Raw genomic sequence first — 21,840 nt, 5'->3', positions numbered from 1 at the left:
ATCTAACCTTTAAAGTCAATTATCTGCTCTTTTTTACTCCAAAGAGCGCTTACGTTTTGCACCAAAACTGGCGTGTCAAATTCGCTTTTTAGCAAGCTTGCGACGTTGTTAAATGGGGTTGCAATCTCACACAAAATTTCATCTTTAAATTTAAAAATAAGTGGAGCAAAATTTGAAAATATTAGAAAAATTCTCATCTCATTTGCCTCTTTTTTAAGCTGAAAAATGCCATTTGTGCCGCTATACGCAAAGGGTATATGCACGACATTTTCTTGTAGAGCAAAGAGCATTTTCGCTAGCACTCTCATCTCGTCTTTTGTTTTAACTTCACTTAAATTTTTAAATAAATAGCTGTAAAGCCACAGTAAATTCTCGTTTTTTACCAAATTTTCTATCAAATTTAGCCCATCGGCCAAAACGTCCTCATCTAAAATTTTTGGCTTTTCGTATAAATTTTTTATGACGATGTTTTCGCCCTGGCTATGCACTTCGCCCCAGTATCTAGAGCCCACGTTTAGCTCTTTTGCACTTTTTGTGTTTAAATTTCTATTTGCAAAATTTAAGGTATATCTGTTAAGGCCCACCTTTTGGCTCACTAAAATACTAAGTGGCAGGGACGAATTTATCGCTACTAGCGGAGCTTGGCTATTATTTGCTATCTTTTGGACGCGTGAGATCTGCTCTATCATAAATTTGCTGCTAGTTCCACGATACGCCCTGCGATCTCATCTTTTAAGGCAAGCGGTAGCAGGGTCTCGTCACCTCTTGTGATGAAATTTACCTCGTTTTGCTCGCTTGCAAAGCCATTTTTCTCGCCCAATATATTTAGACAAACTGCGTCAAGTCCTTTTTTATCTAGCATTGATCTAGCATTTTTAAGAGCGCTTTCGTTTGAGATTTCAAGCTTAAAGCCGATCTTTTTACATTTAAACTCTTTTAAACTTTGCAAAATATCGACATTTCTCTTTAGACTTAAATTTAGGCTTTCGGCAACATCCTCTTTTTTTATCTTGCCATCAACTTTTGTCGGTACAAAATCGCTCACCGCAGCGCACATTACAAGCAAATTTGCATCCTCACACTCACTCTTGCAAAGCTCCAAAAGCTCGCTACTTGAGCTAAATTTAAGACTTTCAAATGGCTCGTTTTCCGCTTCAAAACTTGCAAGTAGTTTTACCTCCGCACCGGCGTAGTAAAAGGCTCTAGCCAAGGCTTTTGCCATCTTGCCGCTTGAGAAATTTGTAATGACTCTTACGTCATCTATCTTTTCAGTTGTCGCACCACCTGTGATAACTACTTTTTTGCCTGCAAAAATGGGCTTGCTAAGTCTTTTTATGGCAGCTTCTACTATCACTTCAGGGCTTGCAAGACCACCCTTGCCAACATCGCCACAAGCTAGAGTTTTAAGAACTGGCTCAACCACTAAAGCGCCGTTTTTCTTTAAAATTTCAAGCGAATTTTGCGTCGCGAAGTGCTCGATCATATTGTTATTTGCAGCTGGAGCGACAACCAAAGGCACGTGTGAGGCGGCGATTAGAGTTTGCATGAAGACATTGTCGCAGATACCAGCTGTTAGCTTATTTATCGTATTTACCGAGGCTGGCGCTATTAGGACTAGGTCCATTTTAGAGTAGGATATGTGATTTACGCCATCTTGCCAGTTTTGCGTTTGTGAGCTTAAAATTTTATGCTCGCTTAGCGCTTCAAAGCCGCTTACACTACAAAATTCAAGCGCTCCGTCACTTAAGGCCACATAAACATCAGCGCCTTGTTTTTTAAGTAGCGATAAAATTTCGAATGCCTTATAAAAGGCGATACTGCCGCAAACGGCAAGTAAAATTTTCTTATTTTTTAACATCGTCTTTGCCAAAGAATTTCTCAAAGAAGCCGCTTTTGTTCTCTTGTCGAGCTCTGCTGATAGCTAGCGCTCCACTCTCAACATCTTTTGTGATGGTGCTACCAGCTGCGATGATGACATTATCAGCGATATTTACAGGGGCAACTAGCTGCGTATCTGAGCCAACAAAGACGTTTTTGCCGATCTTGGTTTTGTATTTTGCTTTGCCGTCGTAGTTGCACGTGATCGTGCCACAACCGATGTTGGTGCCACTTTCTATCTCGCAGTCGCCAAGATAGCTCAAATGTCCAGCTTTTACGCCGCTAAGAACGCCCTTTTTAACCTCGACGAAATTTCCTATGTGTGTACCAGAAATTTCAGAATTTGGCCTTATGTGAGCTAGTGGGCCGATGTCTGAGTTTTTGATGACACTGCTTTCGATCACTGATGAGCTTTTGATGATACTTTCTGTTATAACGCACTCTCCAAGGATACTTACGTTTTCTTCGAGCACGCACTCGCCTTCAAATTTAGCCCTGCTGTCTATGAAAATGCTCTCAGGCATACGCATCAAAACGCCAGCTTTCATCAAATTTTGCTTTATCTCATCTTGCATGATCTTTTCAGCGATACTAAGCTGAAATTTATCATTTATCCCCATAAAATTTTGCTCATTTACATTTACTGCAACGCACTTTAAGCCCTTTTCATTTGCTATTTTTATAGCGTCAGTTAGGTAGTACTCTTTTTGTGCGTTTTGATTGCTTATGAGCGGTAAAATTTGCTCTAACGCCTCGCGTTTAAAGCAGTAGCAGCCAGCATTTACGCTTTTTATAGCAAGTTGCGCTTCGCTCGCATCTTTTTGCTCGACGATGGCTTCAACTTTGCCATTTTTTATGATGACTCTGCCGTAGCCAAAAGGATTTGCTGCTTCAAATGAGCTCATAACCACGTCTGCTTCGGCATTTGCTAGGCGCATGAGATCAGTTGATCTAACAAGTGGCATATCTCCGCAAGTAACAAGCACCTTTTCGCCGCTTAAATTTACGCCTTTTATCGCTCCAGCAGTGCCTGGGAAATTTTCTAAATCTTGCTCAAAAATTTTAGTTTGAGGGAAAATTTCCTTTATCTTTTTGCTAATTAACTCTTTTTCGTAGTGAAGCACGACACTAACGTCATTTGTGATGGCATAGGCTTGTTTTAAGATATGAATTATCATCGGCTCACCGCAAAGTTCAAATAATACTTTTGGGCGGGTTGATTTCATTCTGGTGCCAAGACCAGCAGCTAAAATTATGATTGAAGTATTGTTCATTTTTAAGCCTTTTAACGTTAAAAATTTCGCAGATTGTAGCAAAAAATGGCAAACATTTTTTCTAATTTAACGATTGTTTCAACAAAAAGCTAATAAAATAGCAATTCTTAAGAATTTATAAATAAAGTGAGCTTAAATGGATTTAGGAACCGTCGTCGGCTGGGTTTTGACCCTAGTGCTTTTGTTTGGATCAATGGCGATAGGCGTTGGTATAGGACCATACATCGATATTCCTTCTGTGATGATCGTTTTTGGTGGTACTATCGGTGTTATGATGGTTGGCTTCAAGATGGAGACGCTTAAAGGAATTGGTAAATTTTATGGCATTGCTGTCAAGCCATCAGTCGTAGTAAATTTACCTGAGACTATAAAAAAAATAGTCGATTATTCAACTAAAGCTAGACGTGATGGTATCTTATCGCTCGAAAGCGAAGTAAATAATGAGACAAATCAGTTTTTAAAAAGAGGCCTTTCAATGGCAGTTGATGGCAATGAGCCAGATGCGATCAGAGCACTTTTGGAGATCGATATCGATCAAACTAGCACAAGACATTCAAATAATATTAAAATTTTTGAGCAAGTCGGCGGTTTTGCGGGTGCGATGGGTATGATAGGAACACTCATTGGTCTTGTTGCGATGCTTCTTAACATGTCAGATCCTAGTGCGATTGGCCCATCAATGGCGGTTGCCTTGCTTACGACGCTTTATGGTGCGATGATAGGTAATATCATAGGTGCGCCTGTGGCAAATATCCTCTCTATTCGCGATGCCGATGAGGCACTTGAAAAACAAGTCGTACTTGAGGGAATCATGTCGATACAAGCGGGCGATAATCCAAGAACGCTTGAAGCTAAGCTCTTAGCATTTTTACCACCAAAAGATAGAAAAAGTCAGTTTGAATAATGGGTAAGTTAATAAAACCAGAAGAGTGCCCAAAATGTATGCCTGAGTGGCTAGCTGCTTTTGGCGACCTTATGTCACTTTTGCTTTGTTTTTTTGTTTTATTACTTTCTATGGCGACAATGGATGCTAAAAAGATGGAGGCCGCTGTTGGCTCACTAGCTGGTGCTTTAAGTGTGCTTGAAGGTGGCGCTAGACCTGAAAATCAGATAGAAAAAGAGACAGATCCAGAAAATACTCGTGCAAAAAAGATAAGCAAGCAAAAGGGCTCACAAAGCGAGCTAAATATGAATGTTAAAAAGATAAATGAGCTGCTAGCTGCTAGTGGAGCGCCCGAGATTACTATGGAAGAGAGTGAAGATGGCTTTATCGTAAGGCTTCCAGCAGCTATGCTTTTTGAGAAAGATAGTGCTGAAATTTCTGGCGAAGATGCGAAGCTGTTTTTAAAACGAATAGGCATGATTGTGGCAAAAATGCCAAATGAAGTAAAGGTCGATATCATCGGACATACCGATAACATAGAGCCAAATAAAGACTCAGCTTATAAAAATAACTGGCAGCTCTCAACTGCAAGGGCTTTAAGTGTGGTTGAAGAGCTAATCAACGATGGCGTACCACAAAATAGAATAATAGCTTCTGGCAAAGCTTCGTTTGATCCGATCGCTAGCAACAGCACAGAAGATGGCAGAGCTAAAAACAATAGAGTAGAAATTCACTTCATATCGCTTGAGCCAAAAAATAAAGAGGCTACTAAGAAAAGTATCCTTGATATGAGGAATTAGTCGTGAAAGCACTGCTTGCTTTAGCGGTTTTACTTTGCACGGTTTTTGGGGCTGATCCTGCGCTACCAACTATAAATTTAAGTCTAAATTCTCCAACAAATGCCGAGCAACTTGTAAATTCTTTAAATGTTTTACTAATCCTCACCGCACTTGCACTCGCTCCTTCGCTTATTTTTATGATGACAAGTTTTTTAAGGCTTGTTATCGTATTTTCATTTTTACGCCAAGCGATGGGTACGCAACAAGTGCCTCCTTCAACAGTGCTTATCTCGCTTGCGATGGTTCTTACATTTTTTATTATGGAGCCAGTTGGGCAAAGAAGCTATAATGATGGCATAAAGCCTTATATAGCTGAGCAAATAGGCTATGAAGAGATGCTTGATAAGAGCTTAAAGCCATTTAAAGAATTTATGGTAAAAAATACAAGAGAAAAAGACCTTGCGCTTTTCTTTAGGATTAGAAATTTACAAAATCCAGCAAATATTGAAGAGATACCGCTAAGTATTGCAATGTCGGCTTTCATGATAAGTGAGCTAAAGACATCTTTTGAGATAGCATTTTTGCTCTATTTGCCATTTCTAGTCATTGACATGGTCGTAAGCTCAGTGCTGATGGCTATGGGTATGATGATGCTTCCTCCTGTAATGATCTCACTACCATTTAAACTGCTCATCTTTGTGCTAGTTGATGGCTGGAATTTACTAATAGGAAATTTAGTAAAAAGCTTTCACTAATGAAAAAATTTTTATTCATTTTTTTGCCGATATTTTTGCTTGGTTCAAATTTAAGCATGATCGCAAACAAGGCAATGCAAAATGAAATTTCAAAGATCAAAGAGCTTGAGTTAAAAAGAGCAAAATTAAGCGATGAAGCCACATTAAGCTCATATATGCCAAGCCTTAGCCTAGAGGGCTCATACGGCAAAAATGCAAGCACTTTTCCAAGTGTAGTCGCTAAAGAGTCAGCCGGTGTGCTGGCTAGAATTGATTTTCTGCTTTATGATGGCGGGGCTAGAGAGGCTAGGCTAAAGATGAGCCAGCTTTTAAAAAACAAAGCCATGATCGCTAGTGATGAAGCCAAAAACTATCTTGCACTTAAGGCTGTAAATTTATATTTTAATGCCTTGGCACTTGAAAATATAATAGCCGCTAAAAATGCTCAGGCAAATTTTTTAAAAGGCGTTCTAGACAAGCTTGAAAAGACAAACATTGCAGGCCTTGCCGCAAAAGATGAGCTTGAAAATGTGAGGGCTAAATATTACTTAGCTAATAGCACGCAACTTGAATACAAAAACAAAATGGAGCAAATCTTAAATGAGATAAATTTGCTAACTGGTGAGAAAATTTTGCCAGTAGCTGGAGCAAAGATGGCTGATATTAGCTCAAATTTAGCTTCAAAAAATGCCGAGCTTGATAGACTAAGCCAAGATATATTTTTAGGCGAGGCCAAGCTTGGCGAGGCAAAGGCTGGTTTTTTGCCTCAAATTTTGCTTTATGACACATATGGATTTTATAAAAATAATTACGATATTAATCTAGGCAGGTTTAGTTCTTACCGCTCATACGTGGATAAATACTTAAAAGAAGATACTCATGGCAATAAATTTGGTATCGCTTTTAAATGGAAAATTTTTGATTTTTTTGCTACTAGCAAGATGAGTCAGGCCCAAAAGATCGCGCTTGATGAGGCAAGGCTAAATGTGGAGTATAAAAAGCGTGAAAATGAGACAAGGCTTAAAAATTTGCAAAGTGAAATCGTGGTGCTTACTTCAAAAATCGCTTCACTAAATGAATATGTAAGAGCAAGTGACTTGGCATTAAAAGCTAGCTATGAAAAGTATAACTCTGGTCTTTTGGGATATAGCGACCTGCTTGAGGCGCTCTCTCAGAAATTTGATGCCATTAGCCTTTTTGAGAGTGCAAAGGATGAGCTTGAGATCAAAAAAGCAGAGTTCTTTTTTGAAAATGGTGAGCCGATTTTAGAGAGGATTAGAGATTGAAAAAGCTGATAATTTTGATGATATTTGGTATTTTTTCATTTGCTAGTGAAGAAATTTTTGCTGATTTTGAAGTCTATGCTAAGCAAAGCTCAAAGCTTGCATTTGAAAGCAGTGGCAAGGTGGATAAAATTTTTGTAGATGTTTCAAGTCATGTTAAAAAGGGTGACGCTTTAGCTATTCTTGATCAAAGTAGCTTAGAAATCGCTCTAAAAAAGGCAAAAAATGATCTTGAGCTGGCAAAAAATGCTAGTGAATTTGCAAAAAATACTTTAAACAAATTTACTCAAGTAAGGGACGTCACTTCAAAGCAAGAATTTGATGAGGTAAAGTATAAATTTGACGAAGCAATACTTCGGGTTCAAAGTGCACAAATCGCTATTTTAAATGCGCAAGATCGCCTTAAAAAAGCTGTTTTAAAAGCTCCTTTTGATGGTGTTATCGCTAGTAAAAACATTGAGCTTGGAGAGGGTGTTTCGCCGCTTAGTCCAGCTTTTGTTTTAAATTCAAATGAGGTTAAAATTTTAATAGCAATCGATGAAAAATACGCAAATTTAGTAAAAGTTGGCGATACATTTAAATTTAAACTTGACGCAGCAAGCGAGGAAAAAGAGGTAAAAATCGCGCTAATTTACCCAGAAATTAAGCGAGATACTAGGAAATTTTACGCCCAGGCTTATGATAGCGGGCTAAAGCCAGGCATGTTTGGTCAAGGAAAAGTGATAATCGGCGAAAATAAATGATAAAAACAGCCATCAACCGCCCAATAACTACGCTTATGATATTTTTAAGCCTCGTTGTCTTTGGCATCTACTCGCTAAAGACAATGAACGTAAATTTATACCCGCAAGTAAATATCCCAATCGTTAAGATCACGACCTACGCAAATGGCGATATGAACTACATCAAGACAAAGATCACGCAAAAGATCGAGGACGAGGTCTCAAGCATCGAGGGGATAAAAAAGCTTTACTCAACTAGCTTTGACAACCTAAGCGTGGTAAGCATCGAATTTGAGCTAAACAAAGATCTAGAGAGCGCTACAAACGACGTCCGTGACAAGATGCAAAAGGCACGTCTAAATGCAAACTACGAGATAGAAAAGCTAAATGGGCTCTCATCATCTGTCTTTAGCCTCTTTATCACAAGGCTTGATGGTAATGAAACTAAGATAATGCAAGAGATTGATGACGTGGCAAAGCCGTTTTTGGAGCGCATTAGCGGCGTTTCAAAAGTCAAGACAAATGGCTTTTTAGAGCCAGCGGCGAAAATTTTACTAGATAGATTTAAGCTTGATAAAAACGCGCTTAGCGCAAATGAAGTGGCAAATTTGATAAAGGTTGAAAATCTAAAAGCGCCACTTGGCAAGATAGAAAATGAGCAAATTCAAATGGCGATCAAGTCAAATTTCAGCGCCAAAAGTATAGATGAGATAAGAAATTTAACGATCAAGCAAGGGGTCTTTTTAAAAGATATCGCAAGCGTTGATCTTGCTTACAAAGACGCAAACGAAGCAGCGATAATGGATAAAAAAAGTGGCGTTTTACTTGGTCTTGAGCTAGCTCCAGATGCAAACGCTCTAACCGTGATCGCTCTAGCTAAGTCAAAGCTAGATCAGTTTAAAAGCCTGCTTGGCAGCGAATACGACGTAAAAATAGCTTATGATAAGAGCGAAGTGATACAAAAGCACATCGATCAAACCGCCTTTGATATGATCCTTGGTATCTTGCTAACCATCGTGATCGTATATCTGTTTTTAAGAAATTTCTCGATCACCATCATCTCAGTCGTAGCGATACCAACTAGTATCGTGGCGACATTTTTCATTATAAATGCCCTAGGCTACGACATAAACCGCCTAAGCCTCATAGCGCTAACGCTTGGCATCGGAATTTTCATCGACGACGCGATAGTTGTCACTGAAAATATCGCTAGCAAGCTAAAAGATGAGCCAAATGCCCTAAAAGCAAGCTTTGCAGGCATAAAAGAGATAGCATTTAGCGTCTTTGCGATCTCGCTCGTGTTGCTTTGCGTCTTTGTGCCAATAGCCTTTATGAGTGGCATCGTTGGCAAGTATTTTAACTCATTTGCGATGAGCGTGGCAGCTGGCATCGTCATCTCGTTTTTTGTGAGTATCTTTCTCGTGCCAACGCTTAGTGCTAGGTTTGTAGATGCCAAAGAAAGCGGCTTTTTTCTAAAGAGCGAGCCCTTTTTTGAGGCGCTTGAAAATTTCTATGAGAAAATTTTAGCTTTAGCGCTTAAATTTAAGCTCATATTTTTAGCTATAACGCTTGCGGTCGTTGTTTGCTCATTTGCTTTGGCTAAATTTGTAGGCGGCGACTTCATGCCAAGCGAGGATAACTCGGAGTTTAACATCTACTTTAAGCTTGATCCCTCACTTAGCCTGCAAGCTAGCAAAGAGAGGCTAAAAGATAAAATTTCACTCATAAATGCTGATCCTCAGGTCGCTTACGCCTACTTCATCCTTGGCTACACAGACGCCAAGCAGCCTTACCTTGTAAAAGCTTACGTTAGGCTAAAAGAGCTAAAAGATAGAGCCAGCAATGAGCGACAAAACGCCATCATGCAGAGGTTTCGCGACAAGCTAAAAAGTGACGATATGAGCGTCATCGTGGCTGATCTGCCTGTGGTTGAAGGCGGCGATGTGCAGCCAGTAAAGCTTACTATCACCTCTGAAAATGGCAAAGAGCTAGAGAAATTTGTACCAAAGATCAGCAAGATGCTAAAAGAGATAAATGACGCAACGGACGTAAATTCGCCCGAAGAAGATCTGCTAAAACGCGTGCAAATTTCTATCGATGAAGATAAGGCAAAGAGGCTAAATTTAGACAAAGCCAGCGTTGCAAGCGCCGTTTATAGCGCTTTTAGCCAGAACGAGGTCTCTGTTTTTGAAAACGAAAATGGCAAAGAGTATGAGCTTTACATGCGTCTTGATGATAAATTTAGAAGCGATACAAATGATATCTTAAAGACCAAGATAAGAAGCAATGAGGGCTTTTTTGTCACACTTGGCGATGTAGCGACGATTAGTTTTGAGCAAAAGCCAGCTAGTATTTCAAGGTTTAATAGAGCTGATGAGATAAAATTTTTAGCAAATACCAAAAACAACGCTCCGCTAAATAGCGTGGCAAATGAAATTTCAAAGAAGCTTAATGAAATTTTGCCTGCAAATTTCAAGTATAAATTTCTAGGATTTGTTGAGCTGATGGATGATACAAACGCTTCTTTTATCTTTACGGTAAGTGCTAGTGCGGTGCTTATTTATATGGTGCTAGCTGCACTTTATGAGAGCTTTTTGCTGCCATTTCTCATCATGCTTGCCATGCCGCTTGCCTTTTGTGGCGTCGTGATAGGCCTTTTTATAAGTGGCAACCCATTTAGTCTATTTGTCATGGTCGGCGTCATCTTGCTCTTTGGTATGGTTGGCAAAAACGCCATTTTGGTGGTTGATTTTGCAAACCACTTTGCAAATAGCGGTATGGAGGCAAACGAAGCTGTGAAAATGGCTGCAAAAAAGCGCTTAAGGGCTGTTTTGATGACCACTTTTGCGATGATATTTGCCATGCTGCCTCTTGCGCTTGGCAGGGGTGCTGGCTTTGAAGCCAACTCGCCTATGGCTATAAGTATCATCTTTGGGCTCATTAGCTCGACTTTGCTAAGCTTGCTTGTCGTGCCAGTGCTTTTTGCTTGGGTCTATAATCTTGATAAATTTATAAGAAAATTTTATGAAAGGGAGAGAATTTGAAGAAGATTTTGGCGGTTTTGCTCTTTTCTTTGCCTCTTTGGGCTGGAAATTTACTAGAGATCATCGCTCTGGCGCAAAGCGCGAAGCTTGAGAGTTTGAAAGAATTTAATAAAAATGAATATATAAATAAAAATAAGAGTAAAAAGCTAAATTTATCCCTTGATGGCAGATATACCTTTGTGCCTGACGAGCTAAAGGGCGGATATATGACAAAGGCAGGCTCGATCACGGCAAAGGTTGAATATCTTATCTTTGACGGCGGTGCGAGCGAGGCTGCTGATAAAATTTTAGACCACAAGGGCGTGGAGAAAATTTACAAAGATGAAGAGCTGATGAATTTAACCGCTTTTCAGGTCGCAAAGGTCTATTTCAATGCTGTTGCCCTAAATTCGCTTATAAATTTAGAGACAAAATTTGTTGATAGTTTTGCAAAAGCTGCGTCTGAAAATGAGTTTTGGTTTGAGTATGGTGAGATAAATAAAGCTGAGTTTGATGCGATAAATTTTACTCTTGATAAAAAAAGAGCTGAGCTTGACGAGCTTGGGCTTAAGCTAGCCGAGCTAAACTCAAGGATAAATTTGCTCTCAAACGGCGAGATCGGCTTTAATGCTGGCTCAAAGATAATGATGCCTGATTTTAGTAAAGATGATATAAGCGCAAAACTTGGGGCAATGGAGCAAGAAAAATTTATAAAAGAGCAAGAAAATGAGAAGCAAAAGAGCAAATTTGCTCCAAAAATTTACTTAAAAGATACGCAAAGTGTGAATAATAATAGCTTTAAAAAAGGTGAGAGGACGACTTCGCAGATGATAGGTGCTTACGCTGATGCGAACAGGCCTAGAGTAGAGTTTGAGTGGAAGCTGCCTGATAGCTTAAGTCTTAGCAAGCAAAGTCAAGTTAAACGTATTGAAGAGCAAAAGGCGGCACTTGATCTAAGCGATGAAGAAAATAGGATAATCACTCGCCTAAAAGAGCTAGAAAGCACGATCAAAGGCTTAAATGCAAAGTTAAATTTGCAAGATTTGAAGCAAGATAAGCTTGATAGTGATTTTGTTGATTTGTTAAATGGCTATCTTGATGGCGAGATAAAATATGAAGAATTTTTATTTGTGAGTGAGAAAAATTTTAGCGATAGGGCAAATTTCATACTTGATGGCGATTTACTTGAGCTAAACAAGCTTGAGTATTTTTTTGAATGTGCAAGAAAAATAAATGAGGTGATAATTGAATAAACTGATCTTTGTAACCATTTTATGGGCGTTTAGCTTTAGTTTGATAGGTGAGTTTTTAGCTGGCAAGGTTGATAGTTATTTGGCTGTTTTTATTCGGGTTGCGCTTGCTAGCTTAGTCTTTTTGCCATTTACAAAATTTCGTGGCATCAGCCCAAAGCTAGCATTTGGCATCATGGCGATCGGAGCGGTGCAAATAGGGCTTATGTATCTATTTTATTACAATTCATTTTTGTATCTAAGCGTGCCAGAAGTAGCACTTTTTACCATTTTTACGCCGTTTTACGTGACGCTCATATACGACGCATTTAGCTTTAAATTTAGGCCACTTTATCTATTTAGCGTTGGCGTTGCGGTTTTTGGAGCTTTGGTTATAAAATACGGCGCTATAAACGATGGTGTATTAAAGGGGTTTTTGCTAGTGCAAGCAGCAAATATCTGCTTTGGGACAGGACAGAGTGCTTATAAGGCACTTTTAGAAAAATTTGACGTGGATCAAAAAAATGTCTTTGGCTACTTTCACTTTGGAGCATTTTTTGTAGCTGTAGTTGCGCTTCTTACTCTTGGCAATCCAGCCAAATTTTCACTTACTTCAACTCAAATTTTAGTGCTTCTCTGGCTTGGTGTGGTCGCTAGTGGGCTAGGGTATTTTATGTGGAACAAAGGTGCTTGCGAGGTTGATAGTGGCGTGCTTGCTATCATGAATAATGCTCTCATTCCAGCTGCCATCATCGTAAATTTAGTCTTTTGGCAAAAGGACACAGACTTAACTAGGCTAATTTTAGGCGCTGTTATAATGTATATATCTTTGATAATTCACAACAAGATAATGAAATTTTATGGTATGAAGATCGCTTAGGCGTAAATTTTATAGCTAGCAATAGCAAAGCACAAGAGCCCAAGCAGCGGTAAAATGTAGAATATTGATCTAAATTTTATAGCTAGAAGTGAAGCGATATTATAAAAGATAAAAATAATGGCTGGCACGAAAATTTTAGTCGAGCTTAGTCTAAAATTTAAAACATTATTTAGCAATCCATCAAAAATGTCGCCATACGAAGCGATATGAAGTGCGGCGCTTAATGGATAAAAAATGCTAAAGATGTAGTTGATAGCAAGGACGCTAAGCTGCTGTAAGCTAATGAGTGGAAAGAAATAAAGCACGCAAATTTCCATTGCAAAGCAAACATATAAATTTAAAAGTATAAGATGAATGAAGGGAGAAAATTTATCTTTTAGATGTTTAAAATATAAAAATATGTAAAAAACGCCCATGAGTGAAAAGTAAAAACCTACGCTAAAAAGTAGCTGCGGAAAGAGCGACAAGCTAACAAGCGCTACTATAAAAAGTGTCTTGAAGTTTAAAATTTTGACGCCTTTTAACATGCAATAAAATCCTAAAATGCTCATTAAAAATGCTCGCAAAAAGCTTGGTATAAAGCCTATTATAAAAAAGTAAAATGACAAGACTATAAAAACGACAATGGCTAGATCAAAGTTGTAGTTTCTAAAAGGTAAAAATCTCGCATATAAAAATTTTAAAAGCGGCCTAAATACAAAAAATATAACCGCACTTATGAAACCTAAATGATAGCCACTTATGGCTATAAGATGCGCTATACCAAGGTGCGAGACGTCATCTCTTAGCTTGCCGTCAATACTTGTGCCTAAAAATAGAGCCGAGTAGAGCTGTGAAATTTTACTATTTTCATGCTGGGTGTAGATTAGTGATTGTAGTTTTTGGTTGATATTTAGCGTGGCTTTTTGTGGCAGTTTTTCGCGTGAAAAGCTAGGCATGTAAAAGGAGGAAGCAAGATAGTCTTTAAAACTAACGTCTAAATTTATGACGCTTAGAAATATATTGTCTCCAGCTTTAAAGTCATCTGTTTTGGCTCCAAGCGTATAAAATAAAAACTCATCAGTCCTAAGCTTTAAAATTTGCCTTTTCTTGCCGTCATCTCCAAGCTTTTCGTAGCTAGAAATCACGGTTGCTGTTAGCTCTTGTTCGCCTTTGTCCATAAAAATTTGATATTTATGATAGCTAATAGCCAAATTTATAGAAAAAACGCAAAGGCAAAACAGACAAAATATAGTAAAAATTTCTTTATTTTTTAAAGCTTTAAAACGCATCAGCCTTCAAATGAAACATCAGATACTGGCATTGCAGACATATCTTCAAACCTTGAGTGTTGCTTTTGAAAGAGCACATCAACTGAGCCAGTTTCGCCATTTCTATTTTTGCCAACTATGATCTCGGCCTTTTCTTGAAGTTTATTAAAGACGTGATTGCTCTTGTACTCTTTGCCCTCGGCACTTGCGCGTTTTTCTTTCTCTTTTTCTTCTTGTTCTAGATAAAACTCATCTCTATAAACAAAAAGAATAATATCAGCATCTTGCTCGATCGCACCTGACTCTCTTAGATCGCTTAGCATAGGGCGTTTGTTTGCGCGAGATTCTAGGCTTCTATTTAGCTGAGAAAGAGCGATGATTGGCATATCTAGCTCACGTGCCAAAAGCTTTAATCCACGAGAAATTTCAGCTATTTGGACGTGACGATCAGCGTAGTTATTTGTACTCATCATAAGACCGATGTAGTCGATCACACAAAGTGAAATTTCAGGATGCATAGCCTTTAGTTTTCGCATTTGTGTTCTTACTTGATGGATATTTACATAGCCGCTATCATGCACAAAAAGCTTGCTAGCCGCAAATTCCTCGCAAGCATCGCTAAATCTAGCCAACGCTTCATCATCCATCTTTGCAGTCATTATGTCTTGAAGCGGGATAGAGGTCTTGCTTGCTAGCATTCTCATCATTATCTGCTCAGCTGGCATCTCAAGCGAGAAGAAAACAACTCCAGCATTATTTTTTAGAACCTGACTCATAAAATTTAAACAAAGTGTCGTCTTTCCCATACCAGGACGAGCTGCAACGATGATGAGGTCACCATTTTTAAAGCCCTTTATCATCTCATTTAGCTTCTTAAATCCAGTATCAAGTCCAACAATATCTTTTTCGCCAAGCAAGGCTTGAGCATTAATATGATCCATCATTTTCATGATGATCTCTTTGCCTTCTTTTATAACTCCAGTGCTTCCACCTTCTATCAAAGAGTAAAATTCCTGGCTAAGATCATCGACCATATCGCGGCTTGGCTTATCTTCATTTACTTTGCTTGGTATATTGTGAGCGATCTTTACAAGACTTCGTTTTATAGATTTTTCCCTTAGTTCGTTTGCATATTTTTGAATGTCTATTAGGGAATTTGTGCCCAAAATATCCAGTATTAGCTCTTCGTCGTATTTTTCGCCAAGTCTATTTTTTAAAAATGGCATAGTTATGGGATCATCGCTATTTAGGCATGCTACCATTGCATCATATATTTGCGAATGCCCTTTTAGATAAAAATCCTTTGCCTTAACAATGTCAAAAATTTCACCTAAAATATCGTTGTTTTGCAAAATGGAGCTTAGTATAGCTCGCTCCATATCAATGTCGTAAAGGTTGGTAAATTCTATCTCGTTAACTCTTTGCTTTGCCACAACTTTTCCTTTAGTCTCTACTTTTTATCTCGTCATCGATCTCTTGTAAAAATCTATCCACAAGCTCGCTCTCAGGCAGCCTTGCGACTACTTCGCCGTGACGCATTATCATGCCATTGCCTTTTCCAAATGCTATGGCAACATCTGCGCCCTTTGCCTCGCCGATCGCATTTACCACGCAGCCCATGACTGAAACGTTTAGCGGCTCTTTTATACCTTTTGTTTTTTCTTCTACGAGCTTTACTGCTGCCATGAGATCAGCTTGCAAACGCCCACAAGTTGGGCATGAGATGATATTTAGTCCCTCTTTTTGGCGGCCACTATCTTTTAAGATCGCCTTTGCGACTTTGATCTCCTCTTCAAGCTCGCCTGTAATGCTAACTCTCATCGTATCGCCGATACCTTCAAGTAAAAGCCCACCAAGTGCGATCGCGGACTTGATAGTCGCGTGAAATGTTGTACCTGCCTCTGTTACACCAAGGTGAAATGGGTAGTTTGTCTTTGGACGAAGTGCTCTATAAGCTTGCATCGTGCGTTCAACGTCGCTTGATTTAAGTGAAATTTTGATATCTGTAAAGTCAAAATCCTCAAGAAGCTTGATGTTATACATAGCACTCTCCACCATCGCCTCAACTGTGCGGCCATAGCGATCCTCAAACTGCTTTTCAAGCGAGCCAGAATTTACACCTATGCGGATAGGTAAATTTCGCTGTTTGCAGGCATCAACGACTGCTTTTATATTCTTAGCTGAGCCGATGTTGCCTGGATTTATGCGGATAGCATCGACAAATTCGCTAACTATAAGCGCGTAGGTGTGGTTAAAATGAATGTCTGCAACGACTGGGATGGGTGAGCCGGCGACGATTTGTTTTAGCGCGCTGGCGTCCTCTTTGTCAAAAACTGCGCAGCGCACGATGTCACAGCCTGCAAAATATAGCCTTTGTATCTGCTCTAGCGTTCCTTTTACGTCCTTTGTCTTTGAAAATGTCATCGACTGCACGGAGATCGGTGCGTCACCGCCTATTAAAACATCGCGAATTTTTATCTGTTTTGTCGGGTATCGTTGCAAAATTTTGCCTTTAAATTTTTATTGGGGATTATAAAGAAAAATGGCTTTTAAAAGGCTTGAAAATTTATTTTTAATAGTTTATAAAAATTAGTATTTTTATTGGATGTAGTTTCTAAAATTTTACTTACTCTTTATAGCCAACTTATCAAATTTCATAATGCTTTCATAAGCCTTAGGTTTCTCTATTATCTATTTTAAAATTTACCATGTCTTTGTTGGATAGTTTTTAGACTAGCATTTTTAACTAAAATTGACCGGGTCTATATCAATATCGCTAAGCTCGCTTTTGCAAAGGTTTGCAGCTTTTAAAAGAGGTATATGAGAGTTTGAGCGAAGTAAAATTTCATATCTAAATTTACTTCCAAGATACTCTATCTGGCACTTTCCGTATCCTATGATCTCAAGTTCATCGCTTCTTAAAGGTTCTATTCTTTGCACAAATTCATTCATTGTATTTTTTGCTATGTGTTCATCTTTATGTGAGATGATAATGCGAAGAAGCCTAGTAAATGGCGGATAAAGCTCTTTTCTATAATCTATCTCATCTTTTAAAAATGAGTCATAATCACTGATGTAGCTCTCAAAAAATTCTCTTTGCTTGCTTTGTATGATGACCCTGCCAACTCCGTTTCTGCCAGCTCTGCCAGCTACTTGCATAGCAAGAGCGAGCGTTCTTTCTCTGGCTTTATAATCAGGAAAGTTTAAAAGCTCGTCAAAGCCCATAATGACAGCAAGCTCGACGTTGTGGTAGTCGTGACCTTTGCTTAGCATCTGCGTGCCAAGCAAGATATCTATTTTACCGTCGTTAAATTCTTTTAAGGCCTTTACGAGCTTGTTTTGCGTAGTGATCTCATCTCGGTCAAATTTAGCGATCCTAGCGTTTGCAAACTCAGCTTGCAGCCTTTCAAGTAGCTCGCTGGTACCGATCTTTTTGGCTTCTATCATCTCGCTGCCGCACTGATGGCAGGTCTTTGGCACAGCCATTTTGTGCTCGCAGTATTGACACTTTAGTATGTTTTGTTTTTTGTAATAGCTCATACCGATGCTGCAAAAAGGGCACTTTAGCGTCTCACCGCAGTTTTTGCAGACTAGATATTTAAAATTTGCCCTTGTTGGCAGGCAGATGACAGCTTGCTTTTTATTTGCGAGTGTCTTTGAAATTTCATCTTTTAAAATTTCACTAATTCCAGTCTCGCTCTCATCAAAAATATAATTTTTTTGCGAATCAAAATATGTCCCTTTTAAGCGAAAATGCTCCTGCTTGTAAAAGCTAGTAAGGCTTGGCGTGGCACTTCCAAGCACCACTTGCAGGTCAAATTTACCAGTTAGAAAAAGGGTGAGATCTCTTGCGTTGTAGTGTGGCTTTGAGCCTGTATTTTTATAGCTATCGTCGTGTTCTTCGTCGATGATGATAAGTTTTAGCCTCTCAAGTGGCAAAAATAAAGCCGACCTCGCACCTGCAACGAGCCTAACTTTGCCACTTTTTATATCTTGTAAAATTTTCTCTTTTTTCTTTGGCGTGATCTTTGAGTGCCAGACTGCTACTGCCTCGCCAAAAAAGCCCTCAAGACGCTTTTGCATCTGTGGTGTAAGCGAAATTTCAGGCATCAAAAATAGTGCTTGGCTGCCTGCGTTTAAAATTTCTCTGATCTTAGCGATATAAATCTCGCTTTTTCCGCTTCCAGTGTCGCCAAAGATGAGTGAAATTTTACGTTTATTTAAAAATTCCAAAGCCTCTTGCTGTTTTTCGCTTAGTTTGGGTGCCACATTAAAATTTTGATTTTCATAAATTTGATCTGCTGTAATAGTGTCATTTGGTTCAAATAAATTTAGGCTGACGCCAAGCTCGCATGTGTAATATTTTGAGATAAATATTGCCAATTCGCTTTGCATTGAAGTTAGATTAATCGGTAGAATTTCTAAAATTTTACTTGTTTTAAACTCTGGCTTGCTTGTCTCTTTTAGGACAAAGGCAGTAAGAATTTTGCCTCTTAAAGAAGCCTTTACGCCTTGAAATTTTTCTAGTTTTTGATCACTTTCATAAGTGAGTGGGGCTAAATTTAGCCCATAAAATGCGAGTATATAATAATGCATTACTGAATTGATTTGCAAATTTCATTTTCATCACTGCAACCAAAATCGCCAGTATTTTTGTCGTATTTGAAATTTGCTACTTTGCCATCTAGCCTAAATGTGTATTTGTCATCGCTTATTCTGTGCCAGCCATTTTTACTGCCACTATCTTTTATCGGTATATTTATAACATTTTTAAAGAGTTTGCTTGGATCGCCATCGTCTAGTTTTTGTGGAAATTCTGGCTTTGCCTGCAAGATATTGTCATTGTATTTTAGTGAAATTCCACTTCTTATAGCGGCAAGTTGAGTTTTGGCATTTGAGATGGTAGCATCACTTCTAGAAAAAAATAGTCTAGGTATAGCGACTGTGCTTAAAATACCTAGTATAACTACTATAAATATTAGCTCAAGCAAGGTGTAAGCTCGTCTTTTCATCTCTCTTCTCGCTTTAATATCTCATCAATATTGCCAGTTAAATTTTTTACTGTCTTTATCACAGCATAATTTTCATAACATTTTTCTATAAAGGCGTTTAAAAGCTCTTTTGGCTCGATAAATTGGCGTCCGCCCATTAAATTTTGCCAGTCATCTTCAAAGAATTTAGCAAAATCATCATCAAGCGTGATCGTGTAGTCGCGAGATGATATCGTGAGCGTAATTTTTTTCATATTTTAGCCAAGCTTATCTGCCAAGGACAGCTTCGATTTTTCTCATTACATCGTCGGCTTCGGTATTTTTCTTGTCAAGATCCTCTTCTAAACGCATGATTTGATTGCTTTTTGCCTCATTTTGTGCTTTTAAAGTTACGATCTCGTTACGCAATTCTTCGTTTGTTTTGCAAAGCTCATCATATTTTGTGATTAGGTCATTTACTTTATCAGTTAGTGTGGTTAAGATAGCGTTGTCTTCAAACATCAAGATTCCTTTAAAATAATAATTTGGCTTGCATTTTAACACGCAGAGGCTAAATTCTTTTTAAAATTCCCATTTGACAAAGCACTATCTTTGCTATAAGATTCTTGCAAATTTAAAGGCAGTCAATGAACAAATTTGAAATTTCATCTAAATTTAGTCCAAGTAGCGACCAGGCAAGAGCGATAAAAGAGATAGTAAAAAGTGTAAAATTAGGTAACAAATATCAAACACTTTTAGGTGTCACAGGGTCCGGCAAAACTTTCACCATGGCAAACGTAATACGTGAGCTAAATATGCCAACTCTGATAATGACGCATAACAAATCCTTAGCTGTACAGCTTTACAGCGAATTTAAGGGCTTTTTCCCAAAAAACCACGTCGAGTACTTCATAAGCTACTACGACTACTACCAGCCAGAGGCCTACATCCCAAGAAGCGACCTATATATTGAAAAGGATAGCTCAGTAAATGAGGAGCTTGAGCGCCTACGCCTCTCTGCGACGGCTAGTTTGCTAAGCTTTGATGACGTCGTCTGCGTGGCCTCAGTCTCCGCAAACTACGGCTTAGGTAATCCTAGCGAATACCAAGGCATGGTCGCATACCTAAACGTCGGCGATAAAATCAACCAGCGCGCGCTACTGCAAAAGCTAGTGGATATGGGCTACAAGCGCAATGACAACTACTTTGACAGGGGTGACTTTCGTGTAAATGGCGATGTGGTCGATATCTACCCAGCTTACTACAATGACGAAGCGCTAAGGGTCGAGTTTTTCGGTGATGAGATCGACTCGATGTATCATTTTGACGTGCTTGATAACAAGAGACTCAAAGACATTTCTAAATTTACTCTTTATGCCACCAGCCAGTTCATCGTGGGCGCTGATAGGCTAAAGATCGCTATGAAAGAGATCGAGGAGGAGCTTGATGCGCGCTTGAAAGAGTTTAACGAGCAGGGCAAGCTAGTTGAGGCGCAGAGACTAAAGCAGAGAGTTGAATTTGACCTTGAGATGATGGCAAGCACTGGTATGTGTAAAGGTATCGAAAACTATGCTCGTCATTTAACTGGACAAAAGGCTGGCGAGACGCCGTACTCGATGTTTGACTACTTTGAGATAAGTGGCGAGAACTATCTGGTCATCGTCGATGAGAGTCACGTGAGTTTGCCACAGTTTAGGGGCATGTATGCAGGCGATAGGAGCCGCAAAGAGGTGCTTGTGGAGTATGGATTTCGCTTGCCTTCAGCACTTGATAACAGGCCGCTTAAATTTGACGAGTTTATAAGCAAAAAGGCGAAATTTCTCTTTGTCTCAGCCACGCCAAACGAGTACGAGCTTGGTATAAGCCAGGGGCACGTCTATGAGCAAATTTTGCGTCCTACTGGACTACTAGATCCGCTCATTGAGATAAAAGATAGTGACAATCAGGTTGAGGCACTATTTGATGAGGCAAAGGCGGTTATCGCTAGAGGTGAGCGTGTGCTGGTCACGGTGCTAACTAAAAAGATGGCCGAGGAGCTAAGCCGCTACTACATCGAGCTTGGCGTCAAGGTCAAGTATATGCACTCAGACATCGACGCGATTGAGCGAAATGAGATCATTAGAGGGCTTAGAAGCGGCGAATTTGACATGCTAATAGGCATAAATTTGCTCCGTGAGGGGCTTGACCTGCCCGAAGTGAGCCTAATAGCCATAATGGACGCCGATAAAGAGGGCTTTTTGCGCTCGACAACGAGCCTTATACAGACGATGGGGCGTGCAGCTAGAAATGTAAATGGCAAGGTGCTAATGTTTGCTAAAAAGATAACAAAATCAATGAAAGAGGCGATCGATACGACGACTGCTAGGCGTAAATTTCAAGATGAGTACAACAAAGCTCACGGCATCACGCCGCACTCTGCCAGCAGAAATATCGAAGAGAGCTTGCACGTCGAAGATGATGGTGAAATTTACAAGCGTGGTAAAAATTTAGAGAAGATGCCAGCTAGTGAGCGAGCTGCGATCGTAAAAGAGCTAAGAAAGCAGATGCTTGAAGCGGCGGCGCAGCTTGAGTTTGAGAAGGCGGCGGCATTACGTGACGAAATAGCAAAGATGAGAAAACTTTAAGGCGATTTTGTCTTTTTCTGATATACGTCGTTAAAATTTCACTCTACATCAGTCACATACTATGTGTATGCTCCTTTGTATCGTAAAATTTTGCCTCGTCTAGCAAAAAAATACTGCATCTTGGGGTTTAAAAATTACCAAACAAAACAAAAATTTCTTATTTTGGTGGCTTAAATTTATTTGCTTTATCTTCGGTCGAAAATTTCTTCGTAGTATTTAAAATCATCGCAAGATACTTTGCCTTGATGATTCAGTAGCCAAAATTTAAATTTTTATGTGTCTAGTCTGTGCAAATTTTAACTGCGCAACAT

General features: G+C 39.2%; 19 protein-coding genes. 9 read left to right on the top strand and 10 right to left on the bottom strand.

Annotated elements, in window-relative coordinates; all coding sequences use genetic code 11:
* Positions 1-2: 2 nt before the first annotated feature.
* The 3 genes from CVT15_RS05825 to glmU are packed head-to-tail and all read right to left on the bottom strand — an operon-like array spanning position 3 to position 3,152.
* Positions 3-689: a hypothetical protein gene (locus CVT15_RS05825; RefSeq protein WP_103576789.1), complete on the bottom strand. Its 687-nt coding sequence runs from the start codon at positions 687-689 to the stop codon at positions 3-5.
* Positions 686-1,858, bottom strand: a complete 1,173-nt coding sequence (gene coaBC / locus CVT15_RS05820) for a bifunctional phosphopantothenoylcysteine decarboxylase/phosphopantothenate--cysteine ligase CoaBC (protein ID WP_103576790.1) — start codon at positions 1,856-1,858, stop codon at positions 686-688. The genes CVT15_RS05825 and coaBC overlap by 4 nt, the downstream gene beginning before the upstream one ends.
* Positions 1,845-3,152 (bottom strand): bifunctional UDP-N-acetylglucosamine diphosphorylase/glucosamine-1-phosphate N-acetyltransferase GlmU, encoded by a 1,308-nt coding sequence (gene glmU, locus CVT15_RS05815; RefSeq protein WP_103576791.1) that lies wholly within the window; start codon positions 3,150-3,152, stop codon positions 1,845-1,847. The genes coaBC and glmU overlap by 14 nt, the downstream gene beginning before the upstream one ends.
* Positions 3,153-3,288: 136 nt before the next feature.
* Between glmU and CVT15_RS05810 the strand changes: the two genes are divergently transcribed.
* The 8 genes from CVT15_RS05810 to CVT15_RS05775 are packed head-to-tail and all read left to right on the top strand — an operon-like array spanning position 3,289 to position 12,685.
* On the top strand, positions 3,289-4,056 hold the full coding sequence (locus tag CVT15_RS05810; protein ID WP_021091276.1) for a motility protein A: 768 nt from the start codon (positions 3,289-3,291) through the stop codon (positions 4,054-4,056).
* The gene (locus tag CVT15_RS05805) at positions 4,056-4,835 is read left to right on the top strand and encodes an OmpA/MotB family protein (RefSeq protein ID WP_103576792.1); all 780 of its coding nucleotides are present in this window, start codon (positions 4,056-4,058) and stop codon (positions 4,833-4,835) included. Before CVT15_RS05810 ends, CVT15_RS05805 begins: the two co-directional genes overlap by 1 nt.
* Before the next feature lie 11 nt (positions 4,836-4,846).
* Positions 4,847-5,569 (top strand): flagellar type III secretion system pore protein FliP, encoded by a 723-nt coding sequence (gene fliP / locus CVT15_RS05800; protein WP_413784325.1) that lies wholly within the window; start codon positions 4,847-4,849, stop codon positions 5,567-5,569.
* A complete protein-coding gene (locus CVT15_RS05795; protein WP_103576793.1) occupies positions 5,569-6,834 on the top strand; it encodes a TolC family protein in 1,266 nt (421 codons plus the stop codon). Before fliP ends, CVT15_RS05795 begins: the two co-directional genes overlap by 1 nt.
* Positions 6,831-7,574: an efflux RND transporter periplasmic adaptor subunit gene (locus CVT15_RS05790; protein ID WP_103576794.1), complete on the top strand. Its 744-nt coding sequence runs from the start codon at positions 6,831-6,833 to the stop codon at positions 7,572-7,574. The genes CVT15_RS05795 and CVT15_RS05790 overlap by 4 nt, the downstream gene beginning before the upstream one ends.
* On the top strand, positions 7,571-10,597 hold the full coding sequence (locus CVT15_RS05785) for an efflux RND transporter permease subunit (RefSeq protein WP_103576795.1): 3,027 nt from the start codon (positions 7,571-7,573) through the stop codon (positions 10,595-10,597). The genes CVT15_RS05790 and CVT15_RS05785 overlap by 4 nt, the downstream gene beginning before the upstream one ends.
* On the top strand, positions 10,594-11,829 hold the full coding sequence (locus CVT15_RS05780) for a TolC family protein (protein ID WP_103576796.1): 1,236 nt from the start codon (positions 10,594-10,596) through the stop codon (positions 11,827-11,829). Before CVT15_RS05785 ends, CVT15_RS05780 begins: the two co-directional genes overlap by 4 nt.
* Complete coding sequence (locus CVT15_RS05775; RefSeq protein ID WP_107898183.1) at positions 11,822-12,685, top strand: EamA family transporter; 864 nt, start codon at positions 11,822-11,824, stop codon at positions 12,683-12,685. The genes CVT15_RS05780 and CVT15_RS05775 overlap by 8 nt, the downstream gene beginning before the upstream one ends.
* Here the strand turns inward: CVT15_RS05775 and CVT15_RS05770 are convergent.
* The 7 genes from CVT15_RS05770 to CVT15_RS05740 all read right to left on the bottom strand — a co-directional run bounded on the left by CVT15_RS05770 (position 12,682) and on the right by CVT15_RS05740 (position 19,427).
* Positions 12,682-13,845, bottom strand: coding sequence for a ComEC/Rec2 family competence protein (locus tag CVT15_RS05770; protein WP_230853906.1), 1,164 nt, complete (start codon positions 13,843-13,845; stop codon positions 12,682-12,684). The genes CVT15_RS05775 and CVT15_RS05770 overlap by 4 nt on opposite strands.
* Positions 13,846-13,955: 110 nt before the next feature.
* Positions 13,956-15,368, bottom strand: coding sequence for a replicative DNA helicase (locus CVT15_RS05765; protein WP_072594392.1), 1,413 nt, complete (start codon positions 15,366-15,368; stop codon positions 13,956-13,958).
* Between the two features lie 10 nt (positions 15,369-15,378).
* Positions 15,379-16,437: a flavodoxin-dependent (E)-4-hydroxy-3-methylbut-2-enyl-diphosphate synthase gene (ispG, locus tag CVT15_RS05760; protein ID WP_103576799.1), complete on the bottom strand. Its 1,059-nt coding sequence runs from the start codon at positions 16,435-16,437 to the stop codon at positions 15,379-15,381.
* Between the two features lie 240 nt (positions 16,438-16,677).
* A complete protein-coding gene (locus CVT15_RS05755) occupies positions 16,678-18,531 on the bottom strand; it encodes a primosomal protein N' (RefSeq protein ID WP_103576800.1) in 1,854 nt (617 codons plus the stop codon).
* Entirely contained in the window at positions 18,531-18,947 is a 417-nt protein-coding gene (locus tag CVT15_RS05750) for a type II secretion system protein (RefSeq protein WP_103576801.1), read from the bottom strand. Before CVT15_RS05750 ends, CVT15_RS05755 begins: the two co-directional genes overlap by 1 nt.
* Positions 18,944-19,180, bottom strand: a complete 237-nt coding sequence (locus CVT15_RS05745) for a hypothetical protein (protein ID WP_103576802.1) — start codon at positions 19,178-19,180, stop codon at positions 18,944-18,946. Before CVT15_RS05745 ends, CVT15_RS05750 begins: the two co-directional genes overlap by 4 nt.
* 13 nt (positions 19,181-19,193) lie before the next feature.
* Positions 19,194-19,427, bottom strand: a complete 234-nt coding sequence (locus CVT15_RS05740; protein ID WP_087577934.1) for a cell division protein ZapB — start codon at positions 19,425-19,427, stop codon at positions 19,194-19,196.
* A 125-nt stretch (positions 19,428-19,552) separates the two neighbouring features.
* Here CVT15_RS05740 and uvrB point away from each other — a divergent pair, with 125 nt between their 5' ends.
* Positions 19,553-21,529, top strand: a complete 1,977-nt coding sequence (uvrB, locus tag CVT15_RS05735; RefSeq protein WP_103576803.1) for an excinuclease ABC subunit UvrB — start codon at positions 19,553-19,555, stop codon at positions 21,527-21,529.
* Positions 21,530-21,840 lie beyond the last annotated feature (311 nt).

Source organism: Campylobacter concisus (assembly GCF_003048595.2).
GTDB lineage: Bacteria > Campylobacterota > Campylobacteria > Campylobacterales > Campylobacteraceae > Campylobacter_A > Campylobacter_A concisus_L.
Note: the sequence above shows the minus strand (reverse complement) of the source record. Positions and strands in the feature narration are given on the sequence as shown.